Source organism: Prosthecobacter vanneervenii, assembly GCF_014203095.1.
Classification (GTDB): domain Bacteria; phylum Verrucomicrobiota; class Verrucomicrobiia; order Verrucomicrobiales; family Verrucomicrobiaceae; genus Prosthecobacter; species Prosthecobacter vanneervenii.
The window spans coordinates 24,817-51,011 of sequence record NZ_JACHIG010000003.1 but is presented as its reverse complement, the minus strand read 5'-3'; the positions used below and the strand labels follow the sequence as shown (position 1 = coordinate 51,011).

Here is a 26,195-nt window from a genome sequence, read left to right as displayed (position 1 = left end):
TGCCCGATACGATTGGCTTTATTCAGCAGCTTTTGGGCTGAAGCGCTCAGACACTCGGTCCACGCCGCCACGCGGGCCTTCGACGGGTTTAAATCCAGCGGTCTTGTTCCAGCTGGTTTTTTCCGGGTAGGGATAAAGCGGCATGTCGAGTTCGGTCTTGCCATCCACGATGCGCTGGGCACTGAGCTTGCCGGGGGCTTCGCCTTTTTCGCGCCAGGTCATGACGAGGCCGAGCATGTCCGGCAGCTTGTTGATCCCAGGGCCGGGGCCATGGCTCATGCCTGGAACAATGTAGAGCTTCATAAACTCGGCCGCCTTGTCCAGAGAGCCAACTCGTTCGGCCACGCGCTCATAATAGTCGAGTGTGGCGTGATAGGGGACGCAGGAATCGGCCGAGCCGGAGATCATGATGAGCTTGCCACCGCGCTTGATGAAGGGGGTGAGGTCTGGATTTTCGGCATTCAGGTATGGGCCGAGTGCGGCGGTGTAGGTGTCGATGTCCTTGCCAAAGTCCAGGCTCAGGAGGTCTTTGTCTTTGCCGAAGACCCAATTGAAAAGATACAGGTGTCCGTGGGCGATCTTGAAGGAGCTGCCGAAGGGGATGCCATTGAAGATGCGTTCTCCGGTGATGGTGTGCTTGGGCCCGCCAAAGAGTTTTCGCAGGGCCTCGGCGTGGTTGTCTGTGAGAGTCGGGTCTTTTTTGCGGGCCAGGGCAATCACGGCCTCGATGTCTTTATCCGTGCAGCGGGGGTCTGAGACCAGCCTGCCGGCAGTCTGCGGGATCTCGCGTGCTGCCATGTACTCATTGCCAGCGGCAATGATGTTTTCCTCCTGCGCAGGTGTGAAAGGGCACTTCTTGAGGATCTGCTCATTCCACAGAAAGTAGGCATGCAGCGGCGTGCGGCAGTGAGCTGGCACATTGGCGATGATGCCATCGTAATCTTCCGGATAGCGCTGAGCCTCCTGCATGGCCTGCTGGCCGCCGGTGGAGCCGCCATTGAAATAAGAGAACTCAGGCGCACGACCGTAGCAAGCCGCAACGACCTGCTTGGCGGTCACTGTCATGAGGTGCGTGGCGCGGTAGCCGAAGTCCTTCCAGACATCTGGTTTGCCCACACCTGAGTAGGCGTCCGGGGCTGTGCCCATGTCGGTGGTGGCCACGGCAAAACCACGGGCCATGTAGCCCAGGAGGCTGCCCGAATTGATGCGACCGGCAGCACCGCCGTTTCCCAGGCCGATCAGGCGGTTGTTCCATTTTTCTGCCAATGGCAGGCAGATTTCGACATTGATGTGGGAATCCTTTCCCGGCGTGAGCAGCAGCTTTACCACTGTGTGCGGCGGCACTCCATTTTCTATTTTACTGCTGTGCTCCACGAACAGGATTTTTCCAGATTCCAGAGTTAACTGCTGAATGGCTGCCAATGGATCTGCAGCCTGGCTGGTGACCGTGATGACAGTGCTGAGCAGAACAAGACGGCACAGCCAGCTTGGAATCAATGAGGGGTCATGTTTCATGGATGAACAACAGAAGCGCGAATCACTTCTACATGCCGGAGGCAGCGGTTTCTTACAATTCGTTGAAACGCTTTTCCGTTATTCAACGCAGAGGATCACTGCGATCATGAGCTTGGGTCAGCGCCTGGATATCCGGCGCTTTTTTGGTTTGGGCTGCTCTAGCAGGGCCTGGCGAATTTCCTCAGGGCTGAGGACGATGGCCTGGCGAATGGTCACAGGCTGTGAACTTTCTGGTGCCGCTGGTGCTGCTGCTGGGGCGGCCAGAGTGATAGAGCTGGGTGCCGCGACGATCCGGGCTTGAGGTGCTTCTTTGGCCACGGGGAGGGAAGGTGCAGCATTGCTTGCCGCCGTTGTGATAGGGACGGGTTTTTTAATCGTGATATCCAAAGCAGGAGTCTCTGGCTCTGCTTGAGCAGGTGTGGCTGCTGAGTTTTCCAGTTCTGTGTCCTGTGACACCTCTGCCAAAGCGGGAGACATCTTTTCGACGGGGATATTTTCTGCGACCGCCGAAGCCACAGTCATGACCGGCTCAGGAGCTGCGGGCTGGGGCACAGGTGGGGCAGGACTCACAGGTGTTTTGGCTGCTGGAGCTGGTGCGGCGGCCACGGGATTCACCGCCTCAGTCATCTGAAGAGTAGAGGTCGGCACAGGGCCTGGAAGAGAGACGGGGCGGGCTTCTGCTTGGCCTGCGGGTGCAAGGGCTGGAGCTGCGTTTTCCAGATCAGATGATGCTCGACTGGAGACGATATCCTGAGGAAGGGGGCCTGGCATTTCGCCGAAAATCATCCATGCCAATGCTCCCAAAAGAAGCAGGGTGGCGCTCAAAGCCAGCCAGGGGAAATGGAACTCCCGCCGCGCAGGGCGCTGGTAAAGATCAAAAGGCTTGATGTGAGGGGCCACGGGCATGTGGCGGGGGGCTTCGGTGGAAGCTGGCGCTGTGGCGGATTCGGCGGGCCAGTCTTCTTCAAAGTCAGAAACAAACCCGGCGCTTTCCAGTTCTCCTGATGCCAGCACCGCAGGCTCGGCGTCATCTTTGTCTGCATAGACCAGTGTCAGCAACTGGCACAGTCTTTCGGTGAAGTCCGCCGTCGCGGGCAGCGGTGCGCCGATGAAGATGGACTGCAGGCTCTCCAGCAGATAGCTGGAGGCTGACGCAGGCACGCTGACGGGGAACTCTGAGATGCTCCGCATCTGGCCCTGGCCTGAAAGAAGGTAGGCGGCCAGGCAGATCAGGGAGCGCTGTCTTTCCTCTCTGGCCCCGATCACGTCGGCCTCATGCACCGGTCCAAAGTCGCCGACACCGGGATCAATGAGGCGTGGCTGGCACAGGCTGCGCATGGTCTTGTGCAGGCGGAGTTTGACCATGAATTTGGGCCAGACGTCCAGCCGCTTTTGGTGCAGGCGCTCCAGGTCCCGGGGCAGCACCGGGCCATCGTAGCCGACGCAGAGCTGAATGCCCTCGGGTTCCAGGTCTACATGCTGAACACCTGAATCCAGAGCCTGTTCCAGGCCTGAATGTATCTGCCGCAGCAGGAGGGTGACCTCCACCGGATTGAGTGTGCCGCGACGGGCCATCAGACTGCCGAGGCTCATGCCGGGTTCACGTGGTTCGGAGAGAAAGGCCCAGTCAGGTCCCTGCCAGTGCTGGATCATGTGCAGGAGATTGGGCTGCCGGGCTGCATCCTGCCGCCATGCCTGGGAGGGCAGGGCAGAGAAGTCAGACTGGCTGACGATGCGCCCGGGTGGCAGCAGATGCAGCGTCACGTCCTGCGAGCCGCACACATTGACCGCCGGAATGGCAAAAGGATGGCAGCCAGCGAGCTCGGGGTGCTCGATGCGGAAGCTCGCTCCGAAAAGGGTCTTCAGCGGAATGTTTCCCAGCAGCAGGTGCTGCAGGTGGGAGAGGGGCAGGGAACTGTCATCCGCCACCAGAAGGCTTCTGGGGTTGCGTGCCTGCGCCAGATTTACGAGTGAACAGAGCGCCTCGCGCACTTCCGTGCGCAACGTCTTGAGGGTCACCGTGGAGTCAGAAGGCCTGGAGAGCACCTGCCTGAGCAGGAAACGCAGGGCTGAGGGCAGCTCGGCGATGACTCCGAAGTTTTCGGGATTCCCACCTGCATAGTCCTGACCGGTCAGCAGCAGAAACAGCAGACGGCAGCAGTCTCGGATGAGCGTGGGAGGGCAGGCTGTCTTGCTGGCTGTCACTTGATTTGAAAGTCCGTAGTCAAACAGTTGCAACTGGAGATACTGCTCCTCCTGGGAGGTGACCAGCACGCGCTCAAGCCGCATGCTGCAGAGCAGCTGAGAGTGATGCTCTTCCGCTGCGGAAAGGTCCTTGAGGAGCTGTTTCACCAAAGCCAGCGCTGTGACCGTGGGCAGGGCTCCGCGTCTGCGGATGTAGTCCTGAACGAATTCGCCGTCATTAAGCTGGGTGACGTAGTAGGGCATGTCGTCGTCCATGCCCGATTCGAGCACTGTCATGAAGGAGGGGGCTTGCACTCTGGCGGCTTCCCGCAGCAACTCGCATGCTCGGAGACTCTGCTCCGCGTCCAGCGTTTCCGCTGGAACGTCTGCCACGGCCTCAGTAAAGCCCTGAGGCTGGTAGAAGCGGTGCAGGTAGCGTGCACGGACGCGTGAGGCCTGCACCAGGCGCCGTCTGCCGGAGAATTTGTGGAAACGCCCCTGGAAGCGCGTGGATGTTGAAGTCGTCTTCTGACGGAGCTGCGTGCTCTCAGGCCTGACCCAGCGTCTTGTGGGTATGGCTGCTTCAGCCGGATTGGTCTGCGGGGCTGGTTTACCAGTGTAAACATGGAGCTCCACCAGGCGCCTCTTTCGCTGGTCGAAGGCCAGCATCACCGTTTCATCCTTGGCGCGTGGTAGCACAATAGGGGAGCCATCGCGATGGCTAGCCAAGGACAAGGCACCCAGGATTTGCGGTTCTGCTATCATGATCGCGCTTTAGATATAGAAAATCGAGTGGTTTGAGTTTGGCGGCTTCGCTTCTTTCTAAAATATGATCATTGAGACGCAGTTTTGCAATGGAAATTATATAATAAACCAATTAGTTTAGAAAACGCTCTATTTTATGGGTGAATCGGTCCCGAATTTAAGGGCTTCATGCGCCTTTCAGGGCGTTCTGAAAGAGGTGAGAAGTTAAGGATTTGTGTGGCTTCGCTTTCCTCAGGCAAACTCTGAGCACCGGAAAGGTTCGCGATTCAGCCATGGCACACGCTCAGCCTTTGCCGTTCGTTTCCCTGCATTTGTCCATGGGTCGTCTTTAGATGATCCAGAGCTGTCACGTGTGCCTTCAGATCTGGGTCTTTGGCAGCTACAGCATCCAGCTCCGTCTTCGCTGGCCAGGAGTGGTGAAGCCAGCCTTTCACGATCCTTATGCGCATTTCATCTGCCTTGCAGCTTGCGACTTTGGGCACACTCAGATAGAGCGACTGGTAAAAGTCCGGCTGCCACTCTCCCAAGGAATCAGGCTCCATCAGTACCAGCACGCCGACCATATGTCTCGCCATCAGTTCCAAGATGGAGATTGGCTGTACTTCGGCGTTTTTTTGCCTCGCTGACCGGGCTGCATGCGCGCCACAAACACCACGCAGTCAACGACCGCTCCTGCCGCCAGAACAGCCCCCAGCCTTGAAAAGCGGGCGGTGGGATGGCTTGCATCCAAGTAGGCAGCGGCGGGGGGCTGCAGGTGTGTTCATCATTCCCCCCCCGATGAAACATCGCCTTGCCAGCGATGCCACGCACAATTCTGTTCCGCATTCACGTTCCATTGCCCACAACCATGCGCTCCTCCCTATTTCTCCTTCTAACCGCCTCCGCCCTGGCCCAAACTCCACGCCCAGGGGTGAATTACGATGAAGCCAAGGTCGGCACGGATCGCCTGCCCGACCTTAAACTCACCACTGCTCAGGAATGGACCCAGAAGCGACGTCCGGAGATCCTGGAGCTCTTTGAAGATTACGTGTATGGCAAAACACCTGCCAACATCGGCGCGCCGAAGTTTGAAGTCACCGCCACCAAAGCGGACGCACTCGGCGGACTGGCTACGCGAAAATTCATCCACGTCTCTCTGCCGGATCGCCCGGCCTGGCCAGGAATGGATGTCATGCTTTACACGCCCAATGGCACCAAGGCAGCCCCCTGCTTTGTAGGCCTGAGCTTTGGCGGCAACCACGCCGTGAGCACCGAACCCGACGTGCCGCTGAGCACCCGGTGGATGCGCGAGAGCAAGGAGAAGCACATCGTCGATCACCGCGCCACCGAGGCCACTCGCGGCACCGAGAGCAGCCGCTGGCCGCTGGAGATGATCCTCAAGCAGGGCTTTGCCGTGGCCACCGCCTACTATGGCGACATCGAACCCGATCACGCCGACGGCTGGAAAGACGGCCTGCGTGCTGCGGTGAGCAGGGATGGCGCTGGCACAGTCTGGAAAGACGGCGAATGGGGTGCCATCGGCGCCTGGGCCTGGGGCCTCAGCCGCATCGCCGACTACCTGCAAACCGATGCACAGGTCGATGGCAAACACCTCGCTGTGATCGGCCATTCCCGACTGGGCAAGACCTCCCTCTGGGCTGGAGTGCAGGACGAGCGCTTTGGCGTCGTGATATCCAACGACTCTGGCGAAGGCGGGGCCGCCCTCATGCGGCGCGACTTTGGTGAAACCACCGCCATCATCACCAAAGCATTCCCCCATTGGTTCACCCCGAATTACGCCAAATACGCAGGCAATGCCGCCGCCTGCCCGGTGGACATGCACATGCTCATCGCCCTGGCGGCACCACGCCCCATTTACATCGCCAGCGCCAGCGAAGACCACTGGGCAGATCAGAAGGGCGAATTCCTCTCCGGCAAGTACGCCAGCCCGGTCTATGCGCTGTTTGGCAAACAGGGCGTCGGCGTGGATGCACAGCCTGCCATCGACACTCCGGTGGGGGATTTCATCGGCTACCACAACCGCACGGGCAAGCATGACGTAACAGACTACGACTGGACGCAGTATCTGAAGTTTGCCTCCCGCCATTGGGTCAAGTAAGAGGGCACCTGTTCACTTTGTCGCTTGCCGCATGCGAAAGCCTCGTGTGTCTTGAGGCATTCTTTTCCAAGCCATGCCTGCCAAAAAAGCGAAAACCAAACCTGAAGCGAAGAAGCCGGCAAAAAAGCTCCGCAAAGTGCCCTTTTGGATCGGCTTCGATCTCGGCGGCACCAAGATGATGGCGTCGGTGCTGGACGCCAACTACACGGTGCTCGGCTCTGCGCGCAAGTCCACCAACGGCTCTGACGGCGCTGCCAAGGGCCGGGCTAAGATCATCAAAGCCATCGAAGAAGCCATCGCTGAAGCAGGCGTGGACCCCAAGGGCATCCAGGGCATCGGCATCGGCTGCCCAGGACTGGTGAATCCTGACAAAGGCATTCTCATCTTCGCCCCGAATCTGGGATGGACGAACATGGCGCTGCGCAAGCTGCTGCAAACCAAGTTCAAGTGCCCCATCGCGGTGCTCAATGACGTGGATGCGGGCACCTATGGCGAGTACGTTCTGGGAGCAGGCAAGGGAGCGCGCTCACTGCTCGGTGTGTTTCCCGGCACGGGCGTCGGCGCAGGCTTTGTTTACAATGGCCAGCTGGTCATGGGCCGCGCCATCTCGGCCATGGAGCTGGGCAACATTCTCTTCCCGGGCACGCACATCGGCAGCCCGGTGTTTGGCACCGTAACGCTGGAGGACCTGACCAGCCGCCTGGCCCTGGCCTCGCAGGCCGGCTTGGCCTGCTACCGCGGGCAGCTTCCTGAACTGGACAAAAAGACCGAAGGAGCCCTGCGCAGCATCCGCAGCAAGGCGCTGGCAAATGCCTTCCGCAGCGGCGACGACGCGGCCATGATCATGTTCCGCAATTCCATCCGCTACCTGGGCATGGGCGTGGCTACCGTGGTCAACCTGCTTGCCCCGGACCGCATCACCCTCGGCGGCGGACTGGTCGAAGAACTGCCCGGCCTGTATCTCAACCTGCTAAAGGAAGAAGTGGAGCATTACGCCATACCTGAGCTGGCCCGTGGCATCAAATACTCGCTCGCCAAGCTCGGCGGCCAGGCTGTGGCGGTGGGTGCTGCGGCATGGCTGCGCTCCTCCAACAAGTAACCAGCGCTGCCAGCATCCCCCTTCTCAATGAGCGACGTGCCATCCCCCGCCCCACTCCAGCCGACTCCGGAGCATGCCGTCATCTACGTAGGCGCTGCCTCTGTGACTCTCGTCATCGGTCGAAAAGACGACAAGGGCCAGTTCATCCGCATCGAGAGCTTGGACCGCCCTCTGCCTGTGGCACGCGATATCTTCCGTGCCCGCAGCATTTCCCGCAACACCGTGGATCAGGCTGCCGCCATCCTGCGCGACTTTCTGCAGAGCATGCGCGAATACGGCATCCCATCATCTCAGCTGCGCCTCTTCACCACCAACATCCTCGCGGAGGCGGTGAACCATGAGATCTTCCTCAACCGCCTTCAGGTCCACAGCGGTGTGATCCCCAGCCTGATCGATGACGGGAACATGACCCGCCTGGTGTACCAGATCGCTCAGCGCATGCTGCTGAAAAACCCGCTGCTGGCCAAGGGAAACACCTTTGTCTCCCATATCGGTCCCGGAAACACCCGCGCCATTTACTTTCAGCAGGGCCGACTGGCCGCCTACAGCAACTACCGTCTGGGAATCTTCCGCGCGCGTGAGGCCATCGCAACGCCAGATGAAGAAGCCAGCCAGCAGATGCTGCACCTGGAGGAACACATCCGCGGCGTGGTGGATCATCTCGCACAGGATTACTCTGATGTGAAAATCGACCACCATGTGGCCATTGGTGCGGAGATTCAAAGCGTGGCCCCCCGTCTGGGCAAAGCGCGCCACGGAGCGCACCGAGTTCTCGAAGACGATCTGGCCAGCCTCACGGACAAACTCGCACGCCTGAGCCCTGACGAACTCGTGCGCGAGCTGCACGTGCACTACACCGGCGCCGAGGGCATCGTGCCCGCCCTGCAGACCAATCTGGCCCTGGCACGCCGCTTTGGTGACGACTCGCTCTGGGTGCCTGAGGGCGACTTCCACCTGGAACTCATCCTCGACCTGATGACCTCTGGATCGCGCACCGCGATCTTCCAGGAGGAGGTGATGCAGGCCGCGTGCGAAATCGGCCTGCGCTACAAGACTGACCGCAAGCACGCCGACCACGTGGCCGCACTCTCCCGCCAGCTCTTCCGCGAACTGCAGCACCTGCATGGGCTGGATGCGAAATATGAGCTTGTCCTTCGCGTGGCTGCCACACTGCACGAGGTGGGCATGTTCATCAGCCCGCGCGAGCACCACAAGCACAGCCTCTACATCCTGATGCACACGGAGATCTTTGGTCTCAGCTCCCAGGACCGTGTGATGGTGGCCCTGCTGGCGCGCTATCACCGCCGCTACAATCCGGAGCCGAATCATCCGCACTTCTCCGACCTCTCCCGCGAGGAGCGCATGATCGTGCTCAAGCTGGCCGCGCTGCTGCGCCTGGCGGACGCGCTGGACCGCAGCCATGCGCAGCGCATCAAGGCCATCCAGCTCCGCCCCGAAGGCACCCGACTCACCGTCCTCACGCAAGGGGCGGATGACACCACGGTGGAGCAGATTGCCATCGACATGAAGTGCGACCTTTTCCGCGAAATTTACGGTTATGACATCATCCTCGCCAAATCCTGAAGCACCATCCGCACCGCCGCTGCGCCTGACCGAGGAGCACTTCATCAACCGCGAGCTGAGCTGGCTGGCCTTCAACTCCCGTGTGCTGGACGAGGCTGCACGCCCGGACCTGCCCGTGCTGGAGCGCGTCAAATTCCTCGCCATCACCGCCTCGAATCTCGATGAGTTTTTCATGGTCCGCATCGGCGGCCTTCAGCTGCTGCGGGAGCAGGGCCTGCGCGTGCGTGACAATGCCGGCCTCACCCCCACCCAGCAGTGGGATCAGGTGCATCAGCAAGCCACCGCTTTTGTGGCACGGCAGTATGACATCCTGCATCAGCAGCTCGTTCCACTCATGAAGGAAAAGGGCATCCGCCGTCTCCTTCCCGCCGAACTCACCCCGGCTCAGCGCACCCTGCTGCGTGCGTATTTTGACGAGCATATCTTCCCCGTACTTTCCCCGGTGGTGGCTGACGACGCCGGCGCACGCTCGGTCATTCCGGCGCTGAACATCGTCCTCCTTTGCACTGTGACCGGAGACGACAATGGACAAACGGACAAGCGCCATGTGCTGCTGCCCCTGCCAGGCAATCTGCCGCGCCATGTACCCATACCTGACCCGGACAGCGGCCAGTACCTCTATGTGAATCTGGAGGATGTCGTGACGCTCTTCATTGGAGAGTTTTTCCCAGCGGAGAAAGTCTCCGCCCCGACCCGCTTCCGCGTCAGCCGCAACACGGACATCACCGTGGACGATGAGAGTGCCTTTGACCTCGCCAGCGAGATGGAGCAGGTGCTGGAGCAGCGGCTGAAGAGTCCCGCCATCCGCATCGAGATCGAAACCGGCGCCTCACGTGAGCACACCCGCACCATCCGCGAGCTCTGCGGCGCCCGAACTGCGCAGTTTTATGACATTCCAGGAGAGCTGGATCTGCGTGCCTATTTCCAGATCGCTGGAATCTCGGGCTTTGAAGAGCTCAAAGTTGACCCTTGGGAAAGCCACCTCAGCACAGCTATCACTCCCGGAGAGAGCATCTTCGACGCGATCAAGCGCGGCGACATCCTGCTGCATCACCCCTACGAGAGCTTTGATCCTGTGCTGGCCTTGGTGGAAGAGGCAGCAGCAGACCCGAACGTCATCGCCATCAAGCAGATCCTCTACCGCACGGCCAAAAACAGCCGCATCATCTCCGCTCTCATCCGCGCCGCGCAGGCGGGCAAGCACGTCACCGTGCTCGTGGAGCTGAAGGCCCGCTTCGACGAGGCCCGCAATCTCGAACGAGCGAACGACCTCATCAATGCAGGCGCGCAGATCATCTACGGCGTCGCTGGCCTGAAGACGCACGCCAAGGTCTGCCTCGTCATGCGCCGTGAATCCGGACACATGACGCGCTACATGCACTTCGGCACCGGCAACTACAACGAAGCCACCTCCAAGCTCTACACCGATGTGAGCCTGCTCACCTGTCGTGCTGACTACGGAGCTGATGCCTCGGCGTTTTTCAACACCGTCACGGGTCGCTCGCGCTTCGTACATTTCAACAAGCTCAGTATGGCCCCCTATGGCCTGCGCGAGCGCCTGCTCTCCCTGATCCGCAGCGAAACCTCCCGCGCCCGCAAAGGCGAGGCCGCTGAGATCATGCTCAAGATGAACGCGCTCGAAGACCGTCAGATGATCGAGGCGCTCTACGAAGCCTCGCAGGCAGGTGTGAAGATCCGCCTCAATGTTCGCGGCATCTGCTGCCTGCGCCCCGGCGTCAAAGGCATCAGCGAAAACATCAGCGTCGTCAGCATCATCGACCGCTATCTGGAGCACGCCCGCATCTTCTGGTTCCGCCAGGGGGGCAAGCCCGCTGTCTTCATCGCCAGCGCGGACTTCATGAACCGCAACCTCTCCAAGCGCGTCGAACTGCTGACCCCCATCGAGGACAAGGAGGCACGCAAACGCCTGCTGCACATTTTGGAGGTCCATTTTGCCGACACCGCCCGTGGCCGCGTGCTCAAATCCGACGGCACCTGGCATCTGCCTCAAGTCGTCGCCGCCAAAAAGGCCCGCTCACAGGATCTCTTTGCTCGCGAGATGGCCAAGCGCGCCCGTCAGACCAACGAGTCCCCGGACGTGCTCGTCCCGCACACGCCGAAGTAAGTACGCAGTTCATGCCTCCTGCGGTGTAAAACCGTCAGGAGCCAGCATGGCTGGAACATCAATGGCTGCCATGTCACCTTCGTGGGTGACAAGGATGTTGCCTCCGTGTGTGTCTGCGCAGATCACCCTGTCGGCATCTCTGAACCAGACATTTTTCCCGTGCCAAATACAACGCTGAAAGCTTCGCTGGCTGAAAAACATCTCAATTTCTTCCATCTCGGCAGGCCTGCCTTGAATCGCCTGCTGTGAGGTAATGATGCGAATCAATGCAAAACTAGGCTCGAAGACACCTTCCAATTCGATGTCATCGCCAAAAATTTAGTTCTCCAGCCTCAAGCGTTCGAGGTAGCCAACAGGCGTGGCTTCCCTGCAGTCAGGCATGACACCAAATGAGTTGTCATAAGTGGCTTTCAGCACACGCGGGTTTGGGCTCCCAGATTTTGGAAACCACACCTCGTGTTCGTAGCCAAAGGCATCAGGTGGCCTGCTTAGTTCCTCGTAGTGCCGAATGAATCCGCCGCTTTCTGCCCAGAGCCTGAGGGCTTCGATCTCGGCTGCAAGGCGTGTCGCTGCAAATAGGCCTCCACCTCGGCGAATTGCTTCAGCGCCTCGTCGCGTGTTTTCAAGGGCGACTTCAAGCGTGCTTGACGCATCTGCGCTGCGAATTGCTCCGGGGTCATTTTGCATCCTCCAGCATGTTGGGTGAAGATAATCGATATGGCTGACGCTGCAAGACCATCACGCAGCCTCCCACAGCGCCTTATAAACCAGCGCTCCGACGACTCCGCCAATGATCGGACCCACCACTGGAATCCAGGCATAGCCCCAGTCGGAATCGCCTTTGCCAGGAATGGGCAGCACAAAGTGGGCGATGCGCGGGCCGAGGTCGCGTGCGGGGTTGAGTGAATAGCCGGTGGGGCCACCGAGCGAAAGACCAATCGAGCCCACCAGCAGACCGACGAGCGCCGGGGCCAGGCCTTTGTCGAAGCCGGAATTCGGCACCAAATTGGCAGGAGAGAGGATGGCCAGGATGCCGAGCATCAGCATCGCGGTGCCGATCACTTCGCAGACCACATTTCCAACCGTATGGCGAATGGCAGGGCCGGTGCTGAAGACCGCCAGCTTGTCCCCGGCAGACTCTGTTGCTGGCCAGTGTGGCAGGTAGGCCAGCCAGACGAGAATGCCGCCGAGGAAACCACCCACCAGCTGTGCGGTGATGTACCCTGGAACCATTGCCCAGCTGAATTTGCCAATGGCCGCCAGCCCGAGAGTCACCGCAGGATTCAAATGCGCACCGCTGATGGAGTTGACGCAGTAAACCGCTATCGCCACAGCCAATGCCCAGCCTGCGGTGATCACGATCCAGCCGGCATTGTTGCCTTTGGTTTGCTTGAGCACCACGTTGGCGACGACACCGTCGCCCAGGAGCACCAGAATCATCGTACCGAGCATTTCAGCAAGATTTGCAGACATGGGATGGTTGGGTTGGTTGGTTGAATTTCCATGCGAGGCTACCGGGCTGCCTCAAAAAGAGCAAGAAAGAAGCATGCCTCCTACTTTTGCATTGTGGCCGTTCTGGCAGCCCATTAGCCTCAGATGTCATGAGACTTATTGTGTCTGTTCTTTCCGTTTTTGTCCTAGCAACATCGACATCGTCGGCCCAGTTATCGGCGTCCGAAAACAGTGCTGTTATTCCCGCGGACATCGTTCGGAAAGAATACAAGATCGCTGAGAACGGCAATCAGGTATGGGTCTATCATTCCTCCACCATGAAAGGGGGCTCCATTCCCTGCATCCTGATCGCAGCGGCTGGTACGCGCATGTTTCACGGAATGGCTCTGGGAGATGGCGATGTGCCCGAGCACCTGCCCTATGTGAAAGCAGGCTTTGCCGTCGTGGCCTACAGTCTGAGCGGCCCATGGCCTGATGATCCAGTTACCGATGCAGGTGTCATCAAAGCCATCTCTTCTTTCATTCAAAGCCAGGGCGGCCTCAAGGATGCCGCTGCGGCGCTGCAACTGGCCAGAGCAAAACATTCCTTTCTCAGCACCTCTTCAGTCTATGCCGTCGGCCATAGCTCCGCTGCTGTCGTGGCATTGAATCTCGCTCAAAAATTGCCCTCGCTGCGCGGCTGCATCGCCTACGCACCCGCAACCGATCTGGAGAAACACTACGGTGCCAAAGTCATCTCTCAACTCGACAGCGGCGTCCCAGGGTTTCGCAGATTTGTCGAGGAAAACTCACCGTTCCGTAATGCGGAGCAAATTAACTGTCCGACCCTGCTTTTCAATGCGCTGGATGATTCCAAGATCCCACCTGCCAGCATCAACGCCTATGTTGAACGTCTGCAGAAGGCAGGCAAGACAGTCAAGCATGTCGAAGTGTCCACCGGCGATCATTACGACTCCATGCTGAATGAGGGCATTCCGCTAGGCATTCAGTGGATCAAAACGCAAGAAGCCTCGGGCTCGAAACATTGATCAATCCTCAAGGCTCCGACCCCAATGGCGACACGTAGTTCAGCGCGATCGTCAGGAAGAAATTTGAGATCAGAATGGCCAGGGATGAGTACACCACTGCCCGCGTCGTCCCCAGGCCCACGCCCACCGCGCCATTCTCCGCCCCCAGCCCCTGATGGCAGCTGATGAGTGTGATGATGATGCCAAACACCCAGCCTTTGAACATGCCGATGCCCACATCCAGCACCTCGGTATGCTCCACCACGTGTCCCCAGAACCAGCTGCCCGGCACATCAAAGCCGTATACGATGAGGGCATAGGAGGCCATCAGCCCAAAGGAGATGCTCTCCGCCACCAGCAGCGGCATGGAGATGCACATGGCCAGAAAGCGCGGCAGCACCAGATAGTCCACCGGATGCACGCCCATCACTCGCAGGGCGTCGATCTGCTCGGTCACTTTCATCGTGCCGATGTCCGCCGCCATCGCTGCACCCACGCGCCCGGCCACCATCAGCCCCGCCAGCACGGGCCCCAGCTCCCGGCAGAGCGCCACAGAGACAATGGCTCCCACAGTCGTTTCAATGCCAAACTCCTTGAACTTGGCATACGATTGAAAGGCAAACACGGCCCCTGTGAAAGCCCCCGTCACCACCACCACCAGCTGCGAGCCATAACCGATCGCCACGATCTGCTGCCCCACCAGCTTCAGCCGCCATACACCACTGCGCAGCCCGATGAACAGCTCACGCATCAGCGCGGTAAGCTGCCCCAGCCATGCCAGCATGCCGATGCCTGCCCTTCCAATGAAGACCAGCCAATCCTCCCAGCGCCGTGATTCCATGCCACCATGAATGGCGCATCCGCCCGCAGCGTGAAGGCTGCACGTGTGCCTTTTTCGTCACGCGTACTGGCTACTCCACTCGCGCCGCCTTCAGCCGCTCATCATCTAGATCGAGGCGGTAAAGGATCTGATTGTAGTCGTAGCGTGGCGTCGCCACAGGATTGCCGGAGAAGGTCTCGGCGTAGGTCCCCTGAAAATAGATCAGGCGACCATCTTGCTGATCGAAGAAAGCGTGATGGCTCGGATTGTAGAAGCTGTACTTCGGGTGTGTGGCAATTTTGACCGCCTTTCGCCAGGGGCCGTCGATCTGCTTTGCCTCGGCATACCACACCTCTCCGAGATAGGAGTCTCCGCCCTCCTGCTGCACGGCAATCATGATCCAGCGCTCGCGGTGCTTGTTCCAGTGCATGCTGCCGGCATGCAGTCGCACCGGCTTTCCTGTCTGGGCATCCACCACCTGCATTCGTGCCTTTTCAGCGGGCATTTTCTTTTCCGCGATCAGCTTCTCCTCATCTTTCTGCGTCGTGGGCGGCAGCGCCTTTTGCCACACGTAATCGTCACTTTCAGCAGACCACGCCAGCGCCTCATACGCCGAGGTGTTTTGCACGGAATCATAATCTGCCTTCACCCGTGTGCGGCAGTAAGGCGTGGAAAAATAGATCCAGTCTCCGTCCGCCCCTTTCACCCACACGGCATTGCCCAGCGGGTGCTGCCACTCAAACTCATCTCCCAGCACCGCAATGCGCCGGAAGCGCCCGCTCGCTTCATCCATCTCCGCCAGCCCGTGCTCCAGGCGCTTGCCCAGATCGCGCCACCGGGAATAGTGCGCCATGAGGTGTTCTTTGCCCTGACCATCCATCACGGTGTGCATGCCAAAGAGCCACACAGCGCCGGGCTCCTCCAGCGGAATCATTTTGGCCACGGCGCGGTTCTCATCCGTGATGTACTCAAAGTGGATGCCGTGCTCGGGCTCCAGCCCGCCTTTGTCGGGCGCATCGCTCCAAGCAGCCGTGGAGTGGTAATTTCCCAGCGGGTAGTTGGGTCGCAGCGTGTCGCCAAAGATCCAGAAGTAGCGCCCCTTCCACGGCACCACCTGCACAGAATCCAGGCCCATCACATCCGCCGAGAGATTGGGGCTGGGTAGCGGCGGCTCGTGCCCCAGCAGGGTGCTGTCGCGATAAATGCCCTGTCCTGTCAGCCGGCACAGGCGTTCAGCGATGTTGGTTCGCAGCACTTTCACCTCCACGGACTTTCCGGCCACAGGCTTCAGTCGCACTCCGGTGAAACCAAATCCATCTTTCGGCATCGTGTATCCAGGGCCCTGAACATTGAAATACACCGCCCGATTCATCAGCCCGGGTTCATTGAATGCGATCCACCCTGCGCTGTCTGTCGTCAGCGCGATATGGTTGGTCGTTTCCAGCGTGACCAACGGCACGCCACGCCCGGTGTGCTCATCGATCACACGGATGCCAAAATAATCCTCTGGAGCGGCGCTGAGAAAGGCTGGCAGGCAGAGCAAAACCAGAGGCAGTCGGCGGAGTGGCATGTGTGTGGTTTAGCATGAACAAAGCCCCCAGGAAAAGGAGTAATTCACGAGGCTTGACACCCGTCCCCAAAATGCGAAGGCGCAGACCATGTTTTTCGACACGCACACCCACCTCGGCAGCAGACAGTTCGACGGCGACCTGCCCGCCGTGCTGGAGCGCGCACGCGCTGCAGGCGTCTCTCGCATGGTGGCTCCCGCCACGGATCTTGAAAACGCCCGCAAGCTGCTCGCCCTGGCCGAAAACGAACCCGATGTGCGAGTGGCTGTCGGCATTCATCCGTGTGATGCCGACACGGTCAGCGGCGACTCCTGGATCGACGAACTGCGCACGCTGGCCCGGCATCCCAAAGTCTGCGCCATCGGCGAGATCGGTCTCGATTACTTCCACGCCCCGCCCGAGGGCTTTGCCCTGGCCGACTGGAAAGCGCACCAGGCCCGGGTGCTCACTGCACAGCTCGAACTCGCAGCAGAACTGAAGCTGAACGTCATCCTGCACAATCGCGAAAGCTGGGAAGACCTCACCGCGCTCGTCCTGCCGTTCAGCGACCGCCTTCGCGGCGTCTTCCACTGTTTCACCGGCACGCTGGAACAGGCACAGCCCCTGCTGGAGCGCGGCCACCTCATCTCCTTCACCGGCATCGTCAGCTTTAAAAACCCGGGCTTCATGGCCGATACCGCACGCGCTGTTCCTGCCGGGAAATACATGCTCGAAACCGACGCGCCCTATCTGGCACCCATGCCGCACCGCGGCAAACGCTGCGAGCCCGCCTACGTGGCGGACACCGCCCGCGCCATCGCCACCCTGCGGGGCGAGCCGGTGGAAGCAGTGGCGGCAGACACCACCCACACGGCCCTCGAATTCTTCCGCGGCTGGAATTGATCTCCGCCGAAAGCATTCCAATCTCCCCCACGTTCTCTGCCACCACTCATGAAACTCCTCCTCGCCTCTTTCCTCCTCACCTCGCTCGCCAGCGCGGCCCAGTTCTCCGTTGAAAAAACCGCCACAGGCGGTGCCATCGTCAAGGTGGACGGGCAGGTCTTCGCCGAATACGTCGTGGATCAGGCCAACAAGCCCTACCTCGCCCCTGTCTTTGGCCCCACTGGCAAGCAGATGACCCGCAACTACCCGATGGCCAATGTCGAGGGCGAGCAGCACGACCACCCGCATCATCGTGGCATCTGCTTTGGCCACGAGGGCATCAATGGCATCGAGTCCTGGGCCGAGCGCGCCACCTTTGGCGAATCCGCCAAGACTGCTGACCGTGTGAAATCGCTGGGCAGCGAGAAGCACCGCGAATTCAAAACCCTCGAAGCCAAGCCAGACTCTGCTGTGCTCGTCTCCATCATCGACTACCTCGACCCCAGCGGCAAAAAGTACCTGGAAGAAGAGCGCACCATGATCTTCACCGCGGGTGAAGGCACCCGAAGCATCGAGATGAAGCAGATCCTCCTCGCCACCGAAGGCCCCGTAAACTTCGAAGACAAAAAGGACGCCGGCCTCAGCATCCGCGTGCCCACCGAGATGGCAGTCGAGATCGAGAAAAACAAAAAAGGCAGCGGCCACATCATCAGCAGCGAAGGCCTGACCGACGCCGATGCCTGGGGCAAGCGCGCCAAGTGGTGCGACTACTACGGCACCGTGGGCGGAGAGAAGCTCGGCGTGGCCATGCTGAACCACCCCTCCAGCTTCCGCTTCCCCACTCCCTGGCACGTGCGCACCTACGGCCTTTTCACCGCCAATCCCTTCGGCACCAAGGCCTTGGACAAGAACGCCCCTGATGGCGCTTATGAGCTGAAAAAAGGTGAATACACCCTGCTGCGCCATCTCTTCTACTTCCACAAGGGAGACGAGAAGGAAGGCAAGGTCGCAGAGGCCTATGAAGCCTTCGCCAAGCAGTAATCCTTTAGATTGATGCTGTGAGGTGAAAAACAGATGCATGGCGGGGCCGCATGCTCTCTTTTCACCTCATGTCTTTGCATCGTTTGTTTCTGTTTCTCGGCCTCACTTCATCCATCTGCGCAGCAGATTTTGATCTCGTCATCTACGGCGGCACTCCGTCAGGACTGGGTGCGGGAATCACCGCCGCACGAGAGGGAGCTTCCGTGGTGGTGATTGAACCCACCCAGTGGATCGGCGGCATGGTGACAGGTGGGCTGACCAGCACAGACGTGGGCAAGCAGGAGACTATCGGCGGCTTTCCCCGTGAGTACTTCGCGCGTGCTGCGGCACTGAAGCCAGACACACCCATGTGGTATGCCGAGCCGGCTGCCAATATGGCCGCTTTCCAGGCCATGCTCAAAGAAGCCGGCGTGAAGGTGATCACAGCGCAGGCGCTCAAGTCGATCTCCAAAGACGGCGCACGCATCACCAGCCTGACCACCACTGATGGCACCACCTACCACGGCAAAGAATTCATCGACGCCAGCTATGAGGGTGATCTCATGGCAGCAGCCAAGGTAAGCTATATCGTCGGTCGCGAAAGCACCGCACAGTATGACGAGCCGCTGGCAGGCTACCACCCCATGCCCATCCGCCCGCGCACCGTAGAGGTGATGGAGAGCGACTGCCCAAGCATCGGTGGCAAAGGCCCGAGCTACATCCACGGCACCCCCGTGAGCATCTCCGGCTTGGATGCTCAGGGAAAGCCCATCTACGGCGTCTTTCCAGACTCCAAGCTCACCCCTGGCAGCGCTGACAAACGTACCCAGAGCTACAACTTCCGCATCTGCGTCACGCAGCGGGAGGACATCAAAATTCCTTTCCCCAAACCCGCCAGCTACGACGCTGCACACTACGAGCTGCTGCTGCGCCTCATCCAGGCTTTCCCCGGCATCCGCTTTGGTCGCCTGTTCCATCTTGGTAAAACCGCCAATGGCAAATACGACCTCAATGCGCAGGGGCTTTTCTCCACCGACTACCCCGGCGCCAATTTCGACTACCCCGATGGCGATGCCGCCACCCGCGCACGCATCTGGCAGGACCACACCGACTTCATCCAGGGCATGCTGTGGTTCCTCGGCCACGATGAGCGCGTGCCACAGAGCCTGCGCGATCAGGCGAACTCCTGGGGGCTATGCAAAGACGAGTTCGCCGACAACGCCCACTGGCCTTACGCCCTCTACATCCGCGAAGGCCGTCGCATGATCGGCGACTACGTCATGGTGCAGAAAGACCTGCAGACCGACATCTTCAAAAACGACTCCGTCGGCATGGGCAGCTTCCTCATCGACTGCCATATCGTGCAGCGCATCCTGGCCGAAGACGGCACGGTGCGGGATGAAGGGAGCTTTCAGGACACCCCAGCGCTGCCCTACCAGATCCCCTACCGCAGCCTGACCCCCAAGCAGGTGGAGTGCGAAAACCTGCTCGTCCCGGTATGCCTCTCCGCCAGCCACATCGCCTACTGCTCGCTGCGCATGGAGCCCGTGTACATGGCTCTGGGCCAGGCCTCAGGTCTTGCCGCTGTGATGGCGCTCAAAGCAAGCACCCCGGTGCAGAAGATCGATGTACCCGCCTTGCAGAAGAAACTGCTGGAACAAAAAGCCGTGCTCGAACTCGCCGCCATGGCCAAGATGATCCGCTCAGCCAAGCTGCCAGGTATTATCATGACGGAAGAGTTTGCCGAAAGAATGGGGCATTGGACCGCCAGCTCCTATGGAGCACCGGTGGATGGCTCGAGCTTCCACGATGCCAACACCGAGAAAGGTGCCAAGACCATCACCTACCGCATCAAGGTTCCGTCCTCAGGCAAGTATGACGTCCGCATATCCTATGTCTCTGCGACCAACCGTGCCAGCAACGTCCCCGTGCGCATCGAACACGCTGGCGGTACGGACACAGTGATGGTGAACCAACGCAAAGCCCCAGCCATCGACGACCTCTTCATCAGCCTGGGCACCTACATCTTTAGCGCGGGCAAGCCCGCCGTCATCACCATCAGCAACAAGGACACCGATGGCATTGTGGGCGCAGACGCCGTTCAGCTGATCGAGGTGAAATAACCCCTCGTCAGGGGCGGCACATACGCTCCACCTCAATTCTGGGACTTCTTTTTCCTGCGTCCGACCTTGGGTTTTGTTGCCCGTCTTTTTCAACGCCCCGCCGCAGAGGCTTTTCTAACAAGGCGACAGAATAACCACATCCTTGTTATGAAATCCTCTCTTCACATCCTCGGCCTTGGTTTGTTCATCATGATGCTCTCCAGCTGCACCACCTATGTGGATGGCGGCGGCTATGTGGGAGCACGCCCTGGCTATGCCTACCGTACGCCACCGCCTCCGGCCTACTACCGCAGCGGCTACGGCTATGATCATGACCGCCGTCACCCCACTTACTATGCGCGGCCCGCACCGCGGCCTGCAGGTGTTGATGCACGCGTCAATGCCCGTGTGGGGCTGCCGGTCAATGCTTCAACCTCCACGCGACTGAGCCTCTTCTAACCCCCAAATACCTTGAAACCGTGGCGGATGGCGCAAGTCATCCGCCACTTTATTTTTTCTATTAAAGCATGCACTCAAGGAACGACCTTCATCTCCGTAAACTCCGCCCAGCAGGCATGCGTGGGCGCCCATGAGGAATCGCCGCCGCCGTGGAAGGTTTCAAAGTAAAGACCATCCACGCCAAAGCTGTCCACCGTGCGCCATTCCATGTCCGTTTTCTTCACCAGGCGCTTGCCATCGATCCACACGGAGAGCGTGCCATCACGTTTTCCCATGGTGTTCATCGTCACGGAGATCCTCACCAGAATCGGAACCTCGGTGGGAAAGCGAAAATCAGACGGGAAGGCAAAGCTGTCGCCATAGTCTCCCTTTTGATTTTTGTGGTACACGTAGGCTTCACCGCGCCCTTCTTTGCGCCACATCAGCCTCGCCGAAAAGCCGTTCGTGCCCGTGGCCCTTCGACCGCCGCTCACGTTTTCCGGCCCGCCGCAGAGCCCCGGCAGCTTGCCGCCTTTGACGAAATCAAAATCTTTGCTGAATCGCATCGTGTAGCTGAGCACCGCCTCCTCATGCTTCCCAAAGGGCATGCGCCAGCCAGCACCGCCCTGCTCGGGTCCGATCTTTCCCACGGCAAAGTTTACCCGCAGCCACTTGAGTGCATTACTCTGCACCACCTCCACACGCCCTTGGGCAATGCCGCCTTCGAATTGGCACCCCGGCCAGTCGCTTTTCCATCTTGGAATCGAGTAAGGCCCTGGCTGCCCGCCCAGAGTGATCGTCAGCGGCAGTTCGGCCGCTTGGGAGGTTTGCAGAGAAAGAAGAGCTAGGAGCAGCAGCGCACGCATGCAGGCGGAGTAGCACGGCTCTGCCAGGAAAACACCTGGAAAACCAGCTTTGAAACCACATCAGCCGACGGAAGCCGCAGAAAGTTGGCCCTCAACATCAAAAACTCACTTGCACAGAGCCCAGACTCGATTAAAGCTCTCGTCCCCTTTGATGATCCGGTCACTTATGTGGCTGGACACAAATGCCTCCGTAGCTCAGTTGGTAGAGCAGTTGACTCTTAATCAATTTGTCGTAGGTTCGAATCCTACCGGGGGTACCACCCTCAGGGTGGTATCTCAAAATTCCGCGTTCACCACAGGCTTCACGCTTTTGAAAGCCTCTGCATATCTGGCTCCACAGGTCAGCCCACGATAACGCGAAAGCACGCTCTTCGTCTCCATGGCAGCATCCGCCTTCGCAGGATCATAGTCCTCCTTGCGCACGTAGGCCATCAGGCGGCCCAGCCATTCACTGGCGGCAGGCCATTCGGCCGTGACATCGACAAACGTGTCCGGCTCGAAGCCGATGGTGTGTCCGGGACCATTGTCATACCAGAAGACCTTCGAGGGAGACTTCACATCATCCCTTCCCAGCAGTCTCGCTGGCTGATACAAGGCGGCATGGCAGATGGCGCTCGCCGCTTCATGATCGGGGTGGCGGTCACGCGGCCACAGCATGAAAGCCGTGTCCGGCTTCACCTCCGCCACCACTTCAGCCACCGCTCGCTTGGTTTCCAGCGTGGGCTCAAAGCCCAGGCTCTTGTAGCCTAGAAAACGCATCTCGATGCCACGCTCAGCAGCCAGTTGCTTGGAGAGCTCTAGCAGTCCCTGCTCCCTGCCTTTGACGGGTGGCCAGTTGGTGTAGTCACCGATCAGGCTCAGAATGACCACCCGCTGATGCTTCTGCACGGCCCGCAGCAGAGTTCCGGGGATACCGAAAGGGCAGTCGTCATAATGCGCGCCGATGGCCAGAATGGTGCGTGTCATGCCTCATTATGGCTGCTGCTCGTTGAGAGGGCAAGAGCGGCAGGCGGTGGTTTAGCTGGGGATGGCTGCTGCGGCGCTCGGTTTAGGCGTGCTGATCTGAATCTTGATGCGCTGACGTTCTGGGAAAACGAGCCTGACGCTTGCAAGTGGAGCCGTGACTAGGGCGGCGTAATGCTGGAGGCAGTTGCGCTCTTTTGCACACTGTTTGTGTTTATACCACTGGTAGTTGAAAACGAGTCTTCACAGGATCACAGACTCAGAGTCTTCCTCGGATAACAAGTGGAATGGCTGGTCCGCTATCTTGGATCGTGGGATGGGTGTGGCGATAGCCCGTAAGTGCATGAGCGTGCCGCAGGTTCTGGGGCCTGAAAGCGCAGCGTCCCATTTGGAGTGCGGTCGCGCAGTGAGGAACGAACGAAGCTACCGCTTTGATTCGCTTCGCTCACCCTACGGGCTCCTTTCAGTCGTCTGTTTGCCTTCGGCTATCTCCGCTACGCTCCGGTTCGCTTCGCTCGGCTCCGCAGGCCGGACAGCTGGCTGAGGCCGAAGAACCTTCACGACCCCGCGAAAGCGGTAGCTCCGATGCAGGCCTGCGCCTTGCATCTGCGCGACCGCACTCCAAATCCAGATGCACGCCATGCCTGCGGCGACAGAATTGCAGACCCGTTTTCAAGGACTCGTGGTATTACACCCGCAGCACAGCCTCATCGCTCCGATGACGGCACGTGCGCTCAACAATGGACTCATGTGTGTGCTGCTGATGCTGCTGTTTAGGTAAAGCAAGAATGTCTTTAACTGAGGTCGCAGCATTCCAATCTTGGTCTCAACAGTCGGGCCTAGGGGCATAAAAAAACCGGGCTGAGAAATCAGCCCGGTTTTGGGGAAGCAGGATCTTGTCCTGCCGCAGATTAGTGCTCGTAACCGGACTCGCCGTGTTCGGCAAGGTCGAGGCCCTGGCTTTCCACTTCGGGCTCGGGGCGGAGGCCAACCACGATCTTCACGATGATGGTGATGACGAGGGTGGCGGCGATGCTCCAGGCGATCGTCAGGCCGGCGGCCTTCAACTGGTTCATCAGGAGGCCGTCCTTGAGTCCGGCGACCACGGAGTTGGCCTTCTCATCAGCAAACACACCCGTGAGGATGGCACCCATCGTTCCGCCAACGCCGTGCACACCGAAGGTGTCGAGGGCGTCGTCGTAGCCGAGGATGTTCTTCAGGTAAGCGACGGCAATGAAGGGGACGATGCCAGCGGCCACACCCATGATCATGGCGGAGTTGGCGGTCACGAAGCCTGCAGCAGGGGTGATCACCACCAGACCTGCCACGATGCCGGAGCAGAAGCCAAGCACTGAGGGCTTGCCTTTCAGGATCCACTCAGCCACAGCCCAGACGAAGCCAGCGGTGGCGGCGGCCAGCGTGGTGGTCATGAAGGCGTTGGAAGCGATGCCGTCAGCACCCAGAGCGGAGCCGGCGTTGAAACCATACCAGCCGACCCAGAGCATGCCGGTGCCGACAGCGCAGAGAACCATGCTGTGGGGAGCCATCGGCTCCTTGCCAAAACCTTTGCGCTTGCCGAGCAGGAGGCAGAGCACCAGGGCGCTCCAGCCGGAGGTCATGTGAACGACGGTGCCGCCAGCGAAGTCGATGGCCTTGATCGTGGCGCCCGGGTTAAGCGGACCGCACATGAAACCAGTCGTGCTCCACACCATGTGGGCGAAGGGGAAGTAAACGGCGAACATCCAGAGAGTCACGAAGACCAGCACCGCGATGAACTTCATGCGCTCGGCGATGGCGCCGATGATGAGGGCAGGGGTGATGATGGCGAAGCTCAGCTGGAACATGGCCCACATGACGTCGGAGATCCACCAGTAGCCAGCACCTGCGGCATAGGGGGAGACACCTTCGAGCATCTTGAAGGAGAGATCACCGATGAAGGCATTGCCAGCTCCGAAGGAGAGGCTGTAGCCGCAGGCCCACCACAGGATGGTGACCAGACCGGCGATGCCCATGCACTGAGCGATCACGGAGAGAACGTTCTTCTTGCGGACCAGACCGCCGTAGAACAGCGCGAGGCCGGGGAGAGTCATGAAAATCACCAGCGCGGTGCTGACCATCTGCCAGGCATTGTGGCCAGGACCAGGCTGCCCACCGATGTTGGACTTCCACGTCTTGTCACCATCTTTGCCAGCCTGACCATTGGTCACGTATTTTTCGAGGTCGAAAACACGTTGTTCCAAGGTGGCGGCGGCAGGTTCGGCAGCGGCGGGAGCCGGAGCAGGTGCTGCCGCAGGAGCGGCGGCCGGGGCGGGGGCGGCAGCGGGTGCCGGTTCTGCAGTCTGACCTCGGGCATCGCCGGGTGTGATTGCAAATGTGGTGAGGGCAACTACCGCAGCAAGTGCCATGCTGCGCCAGGTTCGAGGGTGGTTGATTTTCAGCATAATTCAGGGTGTGGATTTTGACTCCGAAACAGACCTGAGCATGGCGCGTGCCAAGTCTGTTTTTGTTTTTTTGGCCACCCTTTTTCTCGACTCACTCAATGTTTCATCATGGAAGGGTCTGGTTTTTGCTAATAAATACAAAAAGCGGGTGGTTTCCCACCCGCTTCATGTGTGTCTTAAGATCTGTTTGCCTAGTTTATTTGGCAAAGGGACTGAGCACCATCTTTTTGAAACCTTCCGCCAGTTTGGCGATGGCGTCCTTGGGACCCGTGAGTTTCACAAAGATGTTGGATTCGCCTGAGGGAACGATCGCTGCGATGAGCGTGTAGTTTTCCCGGGGCGTCTTGGCTCCCATGGGGGGGCCGTCATTGTAGGTGCCGGTGGCCGTTACCAGGGTGATCTTGCTGCCGCCAGCATCAAGCTCTTCGCGCTTGGATTCTGGAGTGCCCTGAAACTGGCCGAGCCAGCGCTTCACATTAGCCTCGGTGTCACCGCCGCCGCCGGGGCCGGGAAAGCTGTAGAAAATAGCTTCCACTGGTTTCTCGGCTCCATCCACTGTGGCAGCCAGGGTGCCGGCACGGAACATGCCCGTGCTCTGCACTTCGGCCCACGGGGAGGCAAACTTGAAAGCGAGGCCGTTGACGCTGAGGGTTCCCTCCTCGCCACGAACAAGGGTTGTGAGTGAAAACAGGGCGATGAACGCGGGGATAAGGAGGGATCTCATGGTGTTTGCAGCTGGTGTTGGCTCAAATTTAGTTGGTCACGTGCATCACGCCGCGCATCAGCATCCAATGGCCGGGGAAGGTGCACATGAAAGGATAGTCGCCTGCTTCGGCAGGAGCGGTGAATTCGATGGTCTCGCTCTGGTTGGGCTGCACGAGCTTGGTGTTGACCACGATGTCAGCCTTGGCTGCCTCGGGGATGTAGTTCTTGGCCATGCCTTGAGGATCAGCCAGCATGGCGTTGGCCTGAGCGCCGACGGCATCGAGCTTGCCGGGCTTCAGCAGGAGGAAATTGTGCGGCTGCGGGGCGATGCTGCCTGTGTTGTTGAGTGTGAGCTTCACCTTTTGGCCGGCCTTCACGCTCAGTTCGGTCTTGTCGTAGCCCAGCGGGTTCTTGCTGTCTGGCTTGAGCTCGATGGTGGCGACGCCGGCGTCCTGGGCGAACGCGGAAAGGGCTAGTGAGGCGAGGGTGGTGAGAAGAAGGCGAGTGTGCTTCATGGTTTGATAGGGAACAGTGTTTGGGGGTGAAGTCCTAATCGGGCCGCTTCGCGCTGGAATTTCAACT

The 26,195-nt window shown here is 59.6% G+C and carries 21 protein-coding genes and 1 tRNA gene; 10 read left to right on the top strand and 12 right to left on the bottom strand.

The features are described from left to right. Positions 1 to 18: 18 nt before the first annotated feature. From HNQ65_RS08225 to HNQ65_RS08215, 3 genes are all read right to left on the bottom strand, one after another. Positions 19 to 1,515: a tannase/feruloyl esterase family alpha/beta hydrolase gene (locus HNQ65_RS08225; protein WP_184339039.1), complete on the bottom strand. Its 1,497-nt coding sequence runs from the start codon at positions 1,513 to 1,515 to the stop codon at positions 19 to 21. 117 nt (positions 1,516 to 1,632) lie between these two features. Beyond that, the gene (locus HNQ65_RS08220; RefSeq protein ID WP_184339038.1) at positions 1,633 to 4,464 is read right to left on the bottom strand and encodes a hypothetical protein; all 2,832 of its coding nucleotides are present in this window, start codon (positions 4,462 to 4,464) and stop codon (positions 1,633 to 1,635) included. Between the two features lie 266 nt (positions 4,465 to 4,730). Continuing rightward, entirely contained in the window at positions 4,731 to 5,048 is a 318-nt protein-coding gene (locus HNQ65_RS08215) for a hypothetical protein (protein WP_184339037.1), read from the bottom strand. 263 nt (positions 5,049 to 5,311) lie between these two features. On the opposite strand from HNQ65_RS08215, the gene HNQ65_RS08210 reads away from it, so the two are divergent. From HNQ65_RS08210 to ppk1, 4 genes are all read left to right on the top strand, one after another. Then, positions 5,312 to 6,562, top strand: coding sequence for a glucuronyl esterase domain-containing protein (locus HNQ65_RS08210; RefSeq protein WP_184339036.1), 1,251 nt, complete (start codon positions 5,312 to 5,314; stop codon positions 6,560 to 6,562). A gap of 73 nt (positions 6,563 to 6,635) precedes the next feature. Beyond that, a complete protein-coding gene (locus HNQ65_RS08205; RefSeq protein WP_184339035.1) occupies positions 6,636 to 7,661 on the top strand; it encodes an ROK family protein in 1,026 nt (341 codons plus the stop codon). 27 nt (positions 7,662 to 7,688) lie between these two features. After that, positions 7,689 to 9,245 (top strand): hypothetical protein, encoded by a 1,557-nt coding sequence (locus tag HNQ65_RS08200; protein WP_184339034.1) that lies wholly within the window; start codon positions 7,689 to 7,691, stop codon positions 9,243 to 9,245. Next, positions 9,220 to 11,370 carry a polyphosphate kinase 1 gene (ppk1, locus tag HNQ65_RS08195; protein ID WP_184339033.1) on the top strand — a complete coding sequence of 717 codons (2,151 nt, stop codon included), beginning with the start codon at positions 9,220 to 9,222 and terminating at the stop codon, positions 11,368 to 11,370. The genes HNQ65_RS08200 and ppk1 overlap by 26 nt, the downstream gene beginning before the upstream one ends. Positions 11,371 to 11,379: 9 nt before the next feature. Here ppk1 and HNQ65_RS08190 read toward each other — a convergent pair whose 3' ends face one another. Both HNQ65_RS08190 and HNQ65_RS08185 read right to left on the bottom strand, forming a co-directional pair. Next, complete coding sequence (locus HNQ65_RS08190; protein WP_184339032.1) at positions 11,380 to 11,637, bottom strand: hypothetical protein; 258 nt, start codon at positions 11,635 to 11,637, stop codon at positions 11,380 to 11,382. A gap of 471 nt (positions 11,638 to 12,108) precedes the next feature. Continuing rightward, positions 12,109 to 12,843, bottom strand: coding sequence for an MIP/aquaporin family protein (locus tag HNQ65_RS08185; protein WP_184339031.1), 735 nt, complete (start codon positions 12,841 to 12,843; stop codon positions 12,109 to 12,111). A gap of 128 nt (positions 12,844 to 12,971) precedes the next feature. Between HNQ65_RS08185 and HNQ65_RS08180 the strand changes: the two genes are divergently transcribed. Beyond that, entirely contained in the window at positions 12,972 to 13,850 is an 879-nt protein-coding gene (locus HNQ65_RS08180; RefSeq protein WP_184339030.1) for an alpha/beta hydrolase family protein, read from the top strand. Positions 13,851 to 13,857: 7 nt separating this feature from the next. On the opposite strand, the gene HNQ65_RS08175 is transcribed toward HNQ65_RS08180, so the two are convergent. Beyond that, positions 13,858 to 14,670: an MlaE family ABC transporter permease gene (locus tag HNQ65_RS08175; RefSeq protein ID WP_184339029.1), complete on the bottom strand. Its 813-nt coding sequence runs from the start codon at positions 14,668 to 14,670 to the stop codon at positions 13,858 to 13,860. A gap of 70 nt (positions 14,671 to 14,740) precedes the next feature. Continuing rightward, positions 14,741 to 16,219, bottom strand: a complete 1,479-nt coding sequence (locus HNQ65_RS08170; protein WP_184339028.1) for a hypothetical protein — start codon at positions 16,217 to 16,219, stop codon at positions 14,741 to 14,743. A gap of 88 nt (positions 16,220 to 16,307) precedes the next feature. On the opposite strand from HNQ65_RS08170, the gene HNQ65_RS08165 reads away from it, so the two are divergent. The 4 genes from HNQ65_RS08165 to HNQ65_RS08150 all read left to right on the top strand — a co-directional run bounded on the left by HNQ65_RS08165 (position 16,308) and on the right by HNQ65_RS08150 (position 20,659). Then, positions 16,308 to 17,099: a TatD family hydrolase gene (locus HNQ65_RS08165; RefSeq protein WP_184339027.1), complete on the top strand. Its 792-nt coding sequence runs from the start codon at positions 16,308 to 16,310 to the stop codon at positions 17,097 to 17,099. Positions 17,100 to 17,147: 48 nt separating this feature from the next. After that, positions 17,148 to 18,119 (top strand): DUF6807 domain-containing protein, encoded by a 972-nt coding sequence (locus HNQ65_RS08160; RefSeq protein ID WP_184339026.1) that lies wholly within the window; start codon positions 17,148 to 17,150, stop codon positions 18,117 to 18,119. A gap of 68 nt (positions 18,120 to 18,187) precedes the next feature. Continuing rightward, complete coding sequence (locus HNQ65_RS08155) at positions 18,188 to 20,221, top strand: FAD-dependent oxidoreductase (RefSeq protein ID WP_246437956.1); 2,034 nt, start codon at positions 18,188 to 18,190, stop codon at positions 20,219 to 20,221. Between the two features lie 147 nt (positions 20,222 to 20,368). Further along, positions 20,369 to 20,659, top strand: coding sequence for a hypothetical protein (locus HNQ65_RS08150; protein ID WP_184339024.1), 291 nt, complete (start codon positions 20,369 to 20,371; stop codon positions 20,657 to 20,659). A 74-nt stretch (positions 20,660 to 20,733) separates the two neighbouring features. On the opposite strand, the gene HNQ65_RS08145 is transcribed toward HNQ65_RS08150, so the two are convergent. Next, a complete protein-coding gene (locus tag HNQ65_RS08145; RefSeq protein ID WP_184339023.1) occupies positions 20,734 to 21,504 on the bottom strand; it encodes a polysaccharide lyase in 771 nt (256 codons plus the stop codon). Positions 21,505 to 21,688: 184 nt separating this feature from the next. Between HNQ65_RS08145 and HNQ65_RS08140 the strand changes: the two genes are divergently transcribed. Next, positions 21,689 to 21,764, top strand: a tRNA-Lys gene (locus HNQ65_RS08140). 16 nt (positions 21,765 to 21,780) lie between these two features. Here the strand turns inward: HNQ65_RS08140 and HNQ65_RS08135 are convergent. The 4 genes from HNQ65_RS08135 to HNQ65_RS08120 all read right to left on the bottom strand — a co-directional run bounded on the left by HNQ65_RS08135 (position 21,781) and on the right by HNQ65_RS08120 (position 26,128). Continuing rightward, a complete protein-coding gene (locus tag HNQ65_RS08135) occupies positions 21,781 to 22,470 on the bottom strand; it encodes a PIG-L deacetylase family protein (RefSeq protein ID WP_184339022.1) in 690 nt (229 codons plus the stop codon). 908 nt (positions 22,471 to 23,378) lie between these two features. After that, on the bottom strand, positions 23,379 to 24,872 hold the full coding sequence (locus HNQ65_RS08130) for an ammonium transporter (RefSeq protein WP_184339021.1): 1,494 nt from the start codon (positions 24,870 to 24,872) through the stop codon (positions 23,379 to 23,381). Between the two features lie 232 nt (positions 24,873 to 25,104). Continuing rightward, complete coding sequence (locus HNQ65_RS08125; RefSeq protein WP_184339020.1) at positions 25,105 to 25,632, bottom strand: hypothetical protein; 528 nt, start codon at positions 25,630 to 25,632, stop codon at positions 25,105 to 25,107. A 28-nt stretch (positions 25,633 to 25,660) separates the two neighbouring features. Continuing rightward, positions 25,661 to 26,128, bottom strand: coding sequence for a plastocyanin/azurin family copper-binding protein (locus HNQ65_RS08120; RefSeq protein WP_184339019.1), 468 nt, complete (start codon positions 26,126 to 26,128; stop codon positions 25,661 to 25,663). Between the last annotated feature and the right edge of the window lie 67 nt (positions 26,129 to 26,195).

Bases quoted from the DNA above. Each gene is read 5' to 3' on its own strand.
- HNQ65_RS08125 (WP_184339020.1), bottom strand. From the start codon at position 25,632: ATGAGATCCCTCCTTATCCCCGCGTTCATCGCCCTGTTTTCACTCACA.
- HNQ65_RS08175 (WP_184339029.1), bottom strand. From the start codon at position 14,670: ATGGAATCACGGCGCTGGGAGGATTGGCTGGTCTTCATTGGAAGGGCA.
- HNQ65_RS08160 (WP_184339026.1), top strand. From the start codon at position 17,148: ATGAAACTCCTCCTCGCCTCTTTCCTCCTCACCTCGCTCGCCAGCGCG.
- HNQ65_RS08200 (WP_184339034.1), top strand. From the start codon at position 7,689: ATGAGCGACGTGCCATCCCCCGCCCCACTCCAGCCGACTCCGGAGCAT.
- HNQ65_RS08220 (WP_184339038.1), bottom strand. From the start codon at position 4,464: ATGATAGCAGAACCGCAAATCCTGGGTGCCTTGTCCTTGGCTAGCCAT.
- HNQ65_RS08150 (WP_184339024.1), top strand. From the start codon at position 20,369: ATGAAATCCTCTCTTCACATCCTCGGCCTTGGTTTGTTCATCATGATG.
- HNQ65_RS08185 (WP_184339031.1), bottom strand. From the start codon at position 12,843: ATGTCTGCAAATCTTGCTGAAATGCTCGGTACGATGATTCTGGTGCTC.
- ppk1 (WP_184339033.1), top strand. From the start codon at position 9,220: ATGACATCATCCTCGCCAAATCCTGAAGCACCATCCGCACCGCCGCTG.
- HNQ65_RS08210 (WP_184339036.1), top strand. From the start codon at position 5,312: ATGCGCTCCTCCCTATTTCTCCTTCTAACCGCCTCCGCCCTGGCCCAA.
- HNQ65_RS08170 (WP_184339028.1), bottom strand. From the start codon at position 16,219: ATGCCACTCCGCCGACTGCCTCTGGTTTTGCTCTGCCTGCCAGCCTTT.
- HNQ65_RS08145 (WP_184339023.1), bottom strand. From the start codon at position 21,504: ATGCGTGCGCTGCTGCTCCTAGCTCTTCTTTCTCTGCAAACCTCCCAA.
- HNQ65_RS08180 (WP_184339030.1), top strand. From the start codon at position 12,972: ATGAGACTTATTGTGTCTGTTCTTTCCGTTTTTGTCCTAGCAACATCG.
- HNQ65_RS08130 (WP_184339021.1), bottom strand. From the start codon at position 24,872: ATGGCACTTGCTGCGGTAGTTGCCCTCACCACATTTGCAATCACACCC.
- HNQ65_RS08205 (WP_184339035.1), top strand. From the start codon at position 6,636: ATGCCTGCCAAAAAAGCGAAAACCAAACCTGAAGCGAAGAAGCCGGCA.
- HNQ65_RS08225 (WP_184339039.1), bottom strand. From the start codon at position 1,515: ATGAAACATGACCCCTCATTGATTCCAAGCTGGCTGTGCCGTCTTGTT.
- HNQ65_RS08155 (WP_246437956.1), top strand. From the start codon at position 18,188: ATGTCTTTGCATCGTTTGTTTCTGTTTCTCGGCCTCACTTCATCCATC.
- HNQ65_RS08165 (WP_184339027.1), top strand. From the start codon at position 16,308: ATGTTTTTCGACACGCACACCCACCTCGGCAGCAGACAGTTCGACGGC.
- HNQ65_RS08135 (WP_184339022.1), bottom strand. From the start codon at position 22,470: ATGACACGCACCATTCTGGCCATCGGCGCGCATTATGACGACTGCCCT.
- HNQ65_RS08120 (WP_184339019.1), bottom strand. From the start codon at position 26,128: ATGAAGCACACTCGCCTTCTTCTCACCACCCTCGCCTCACTAGCCCTT.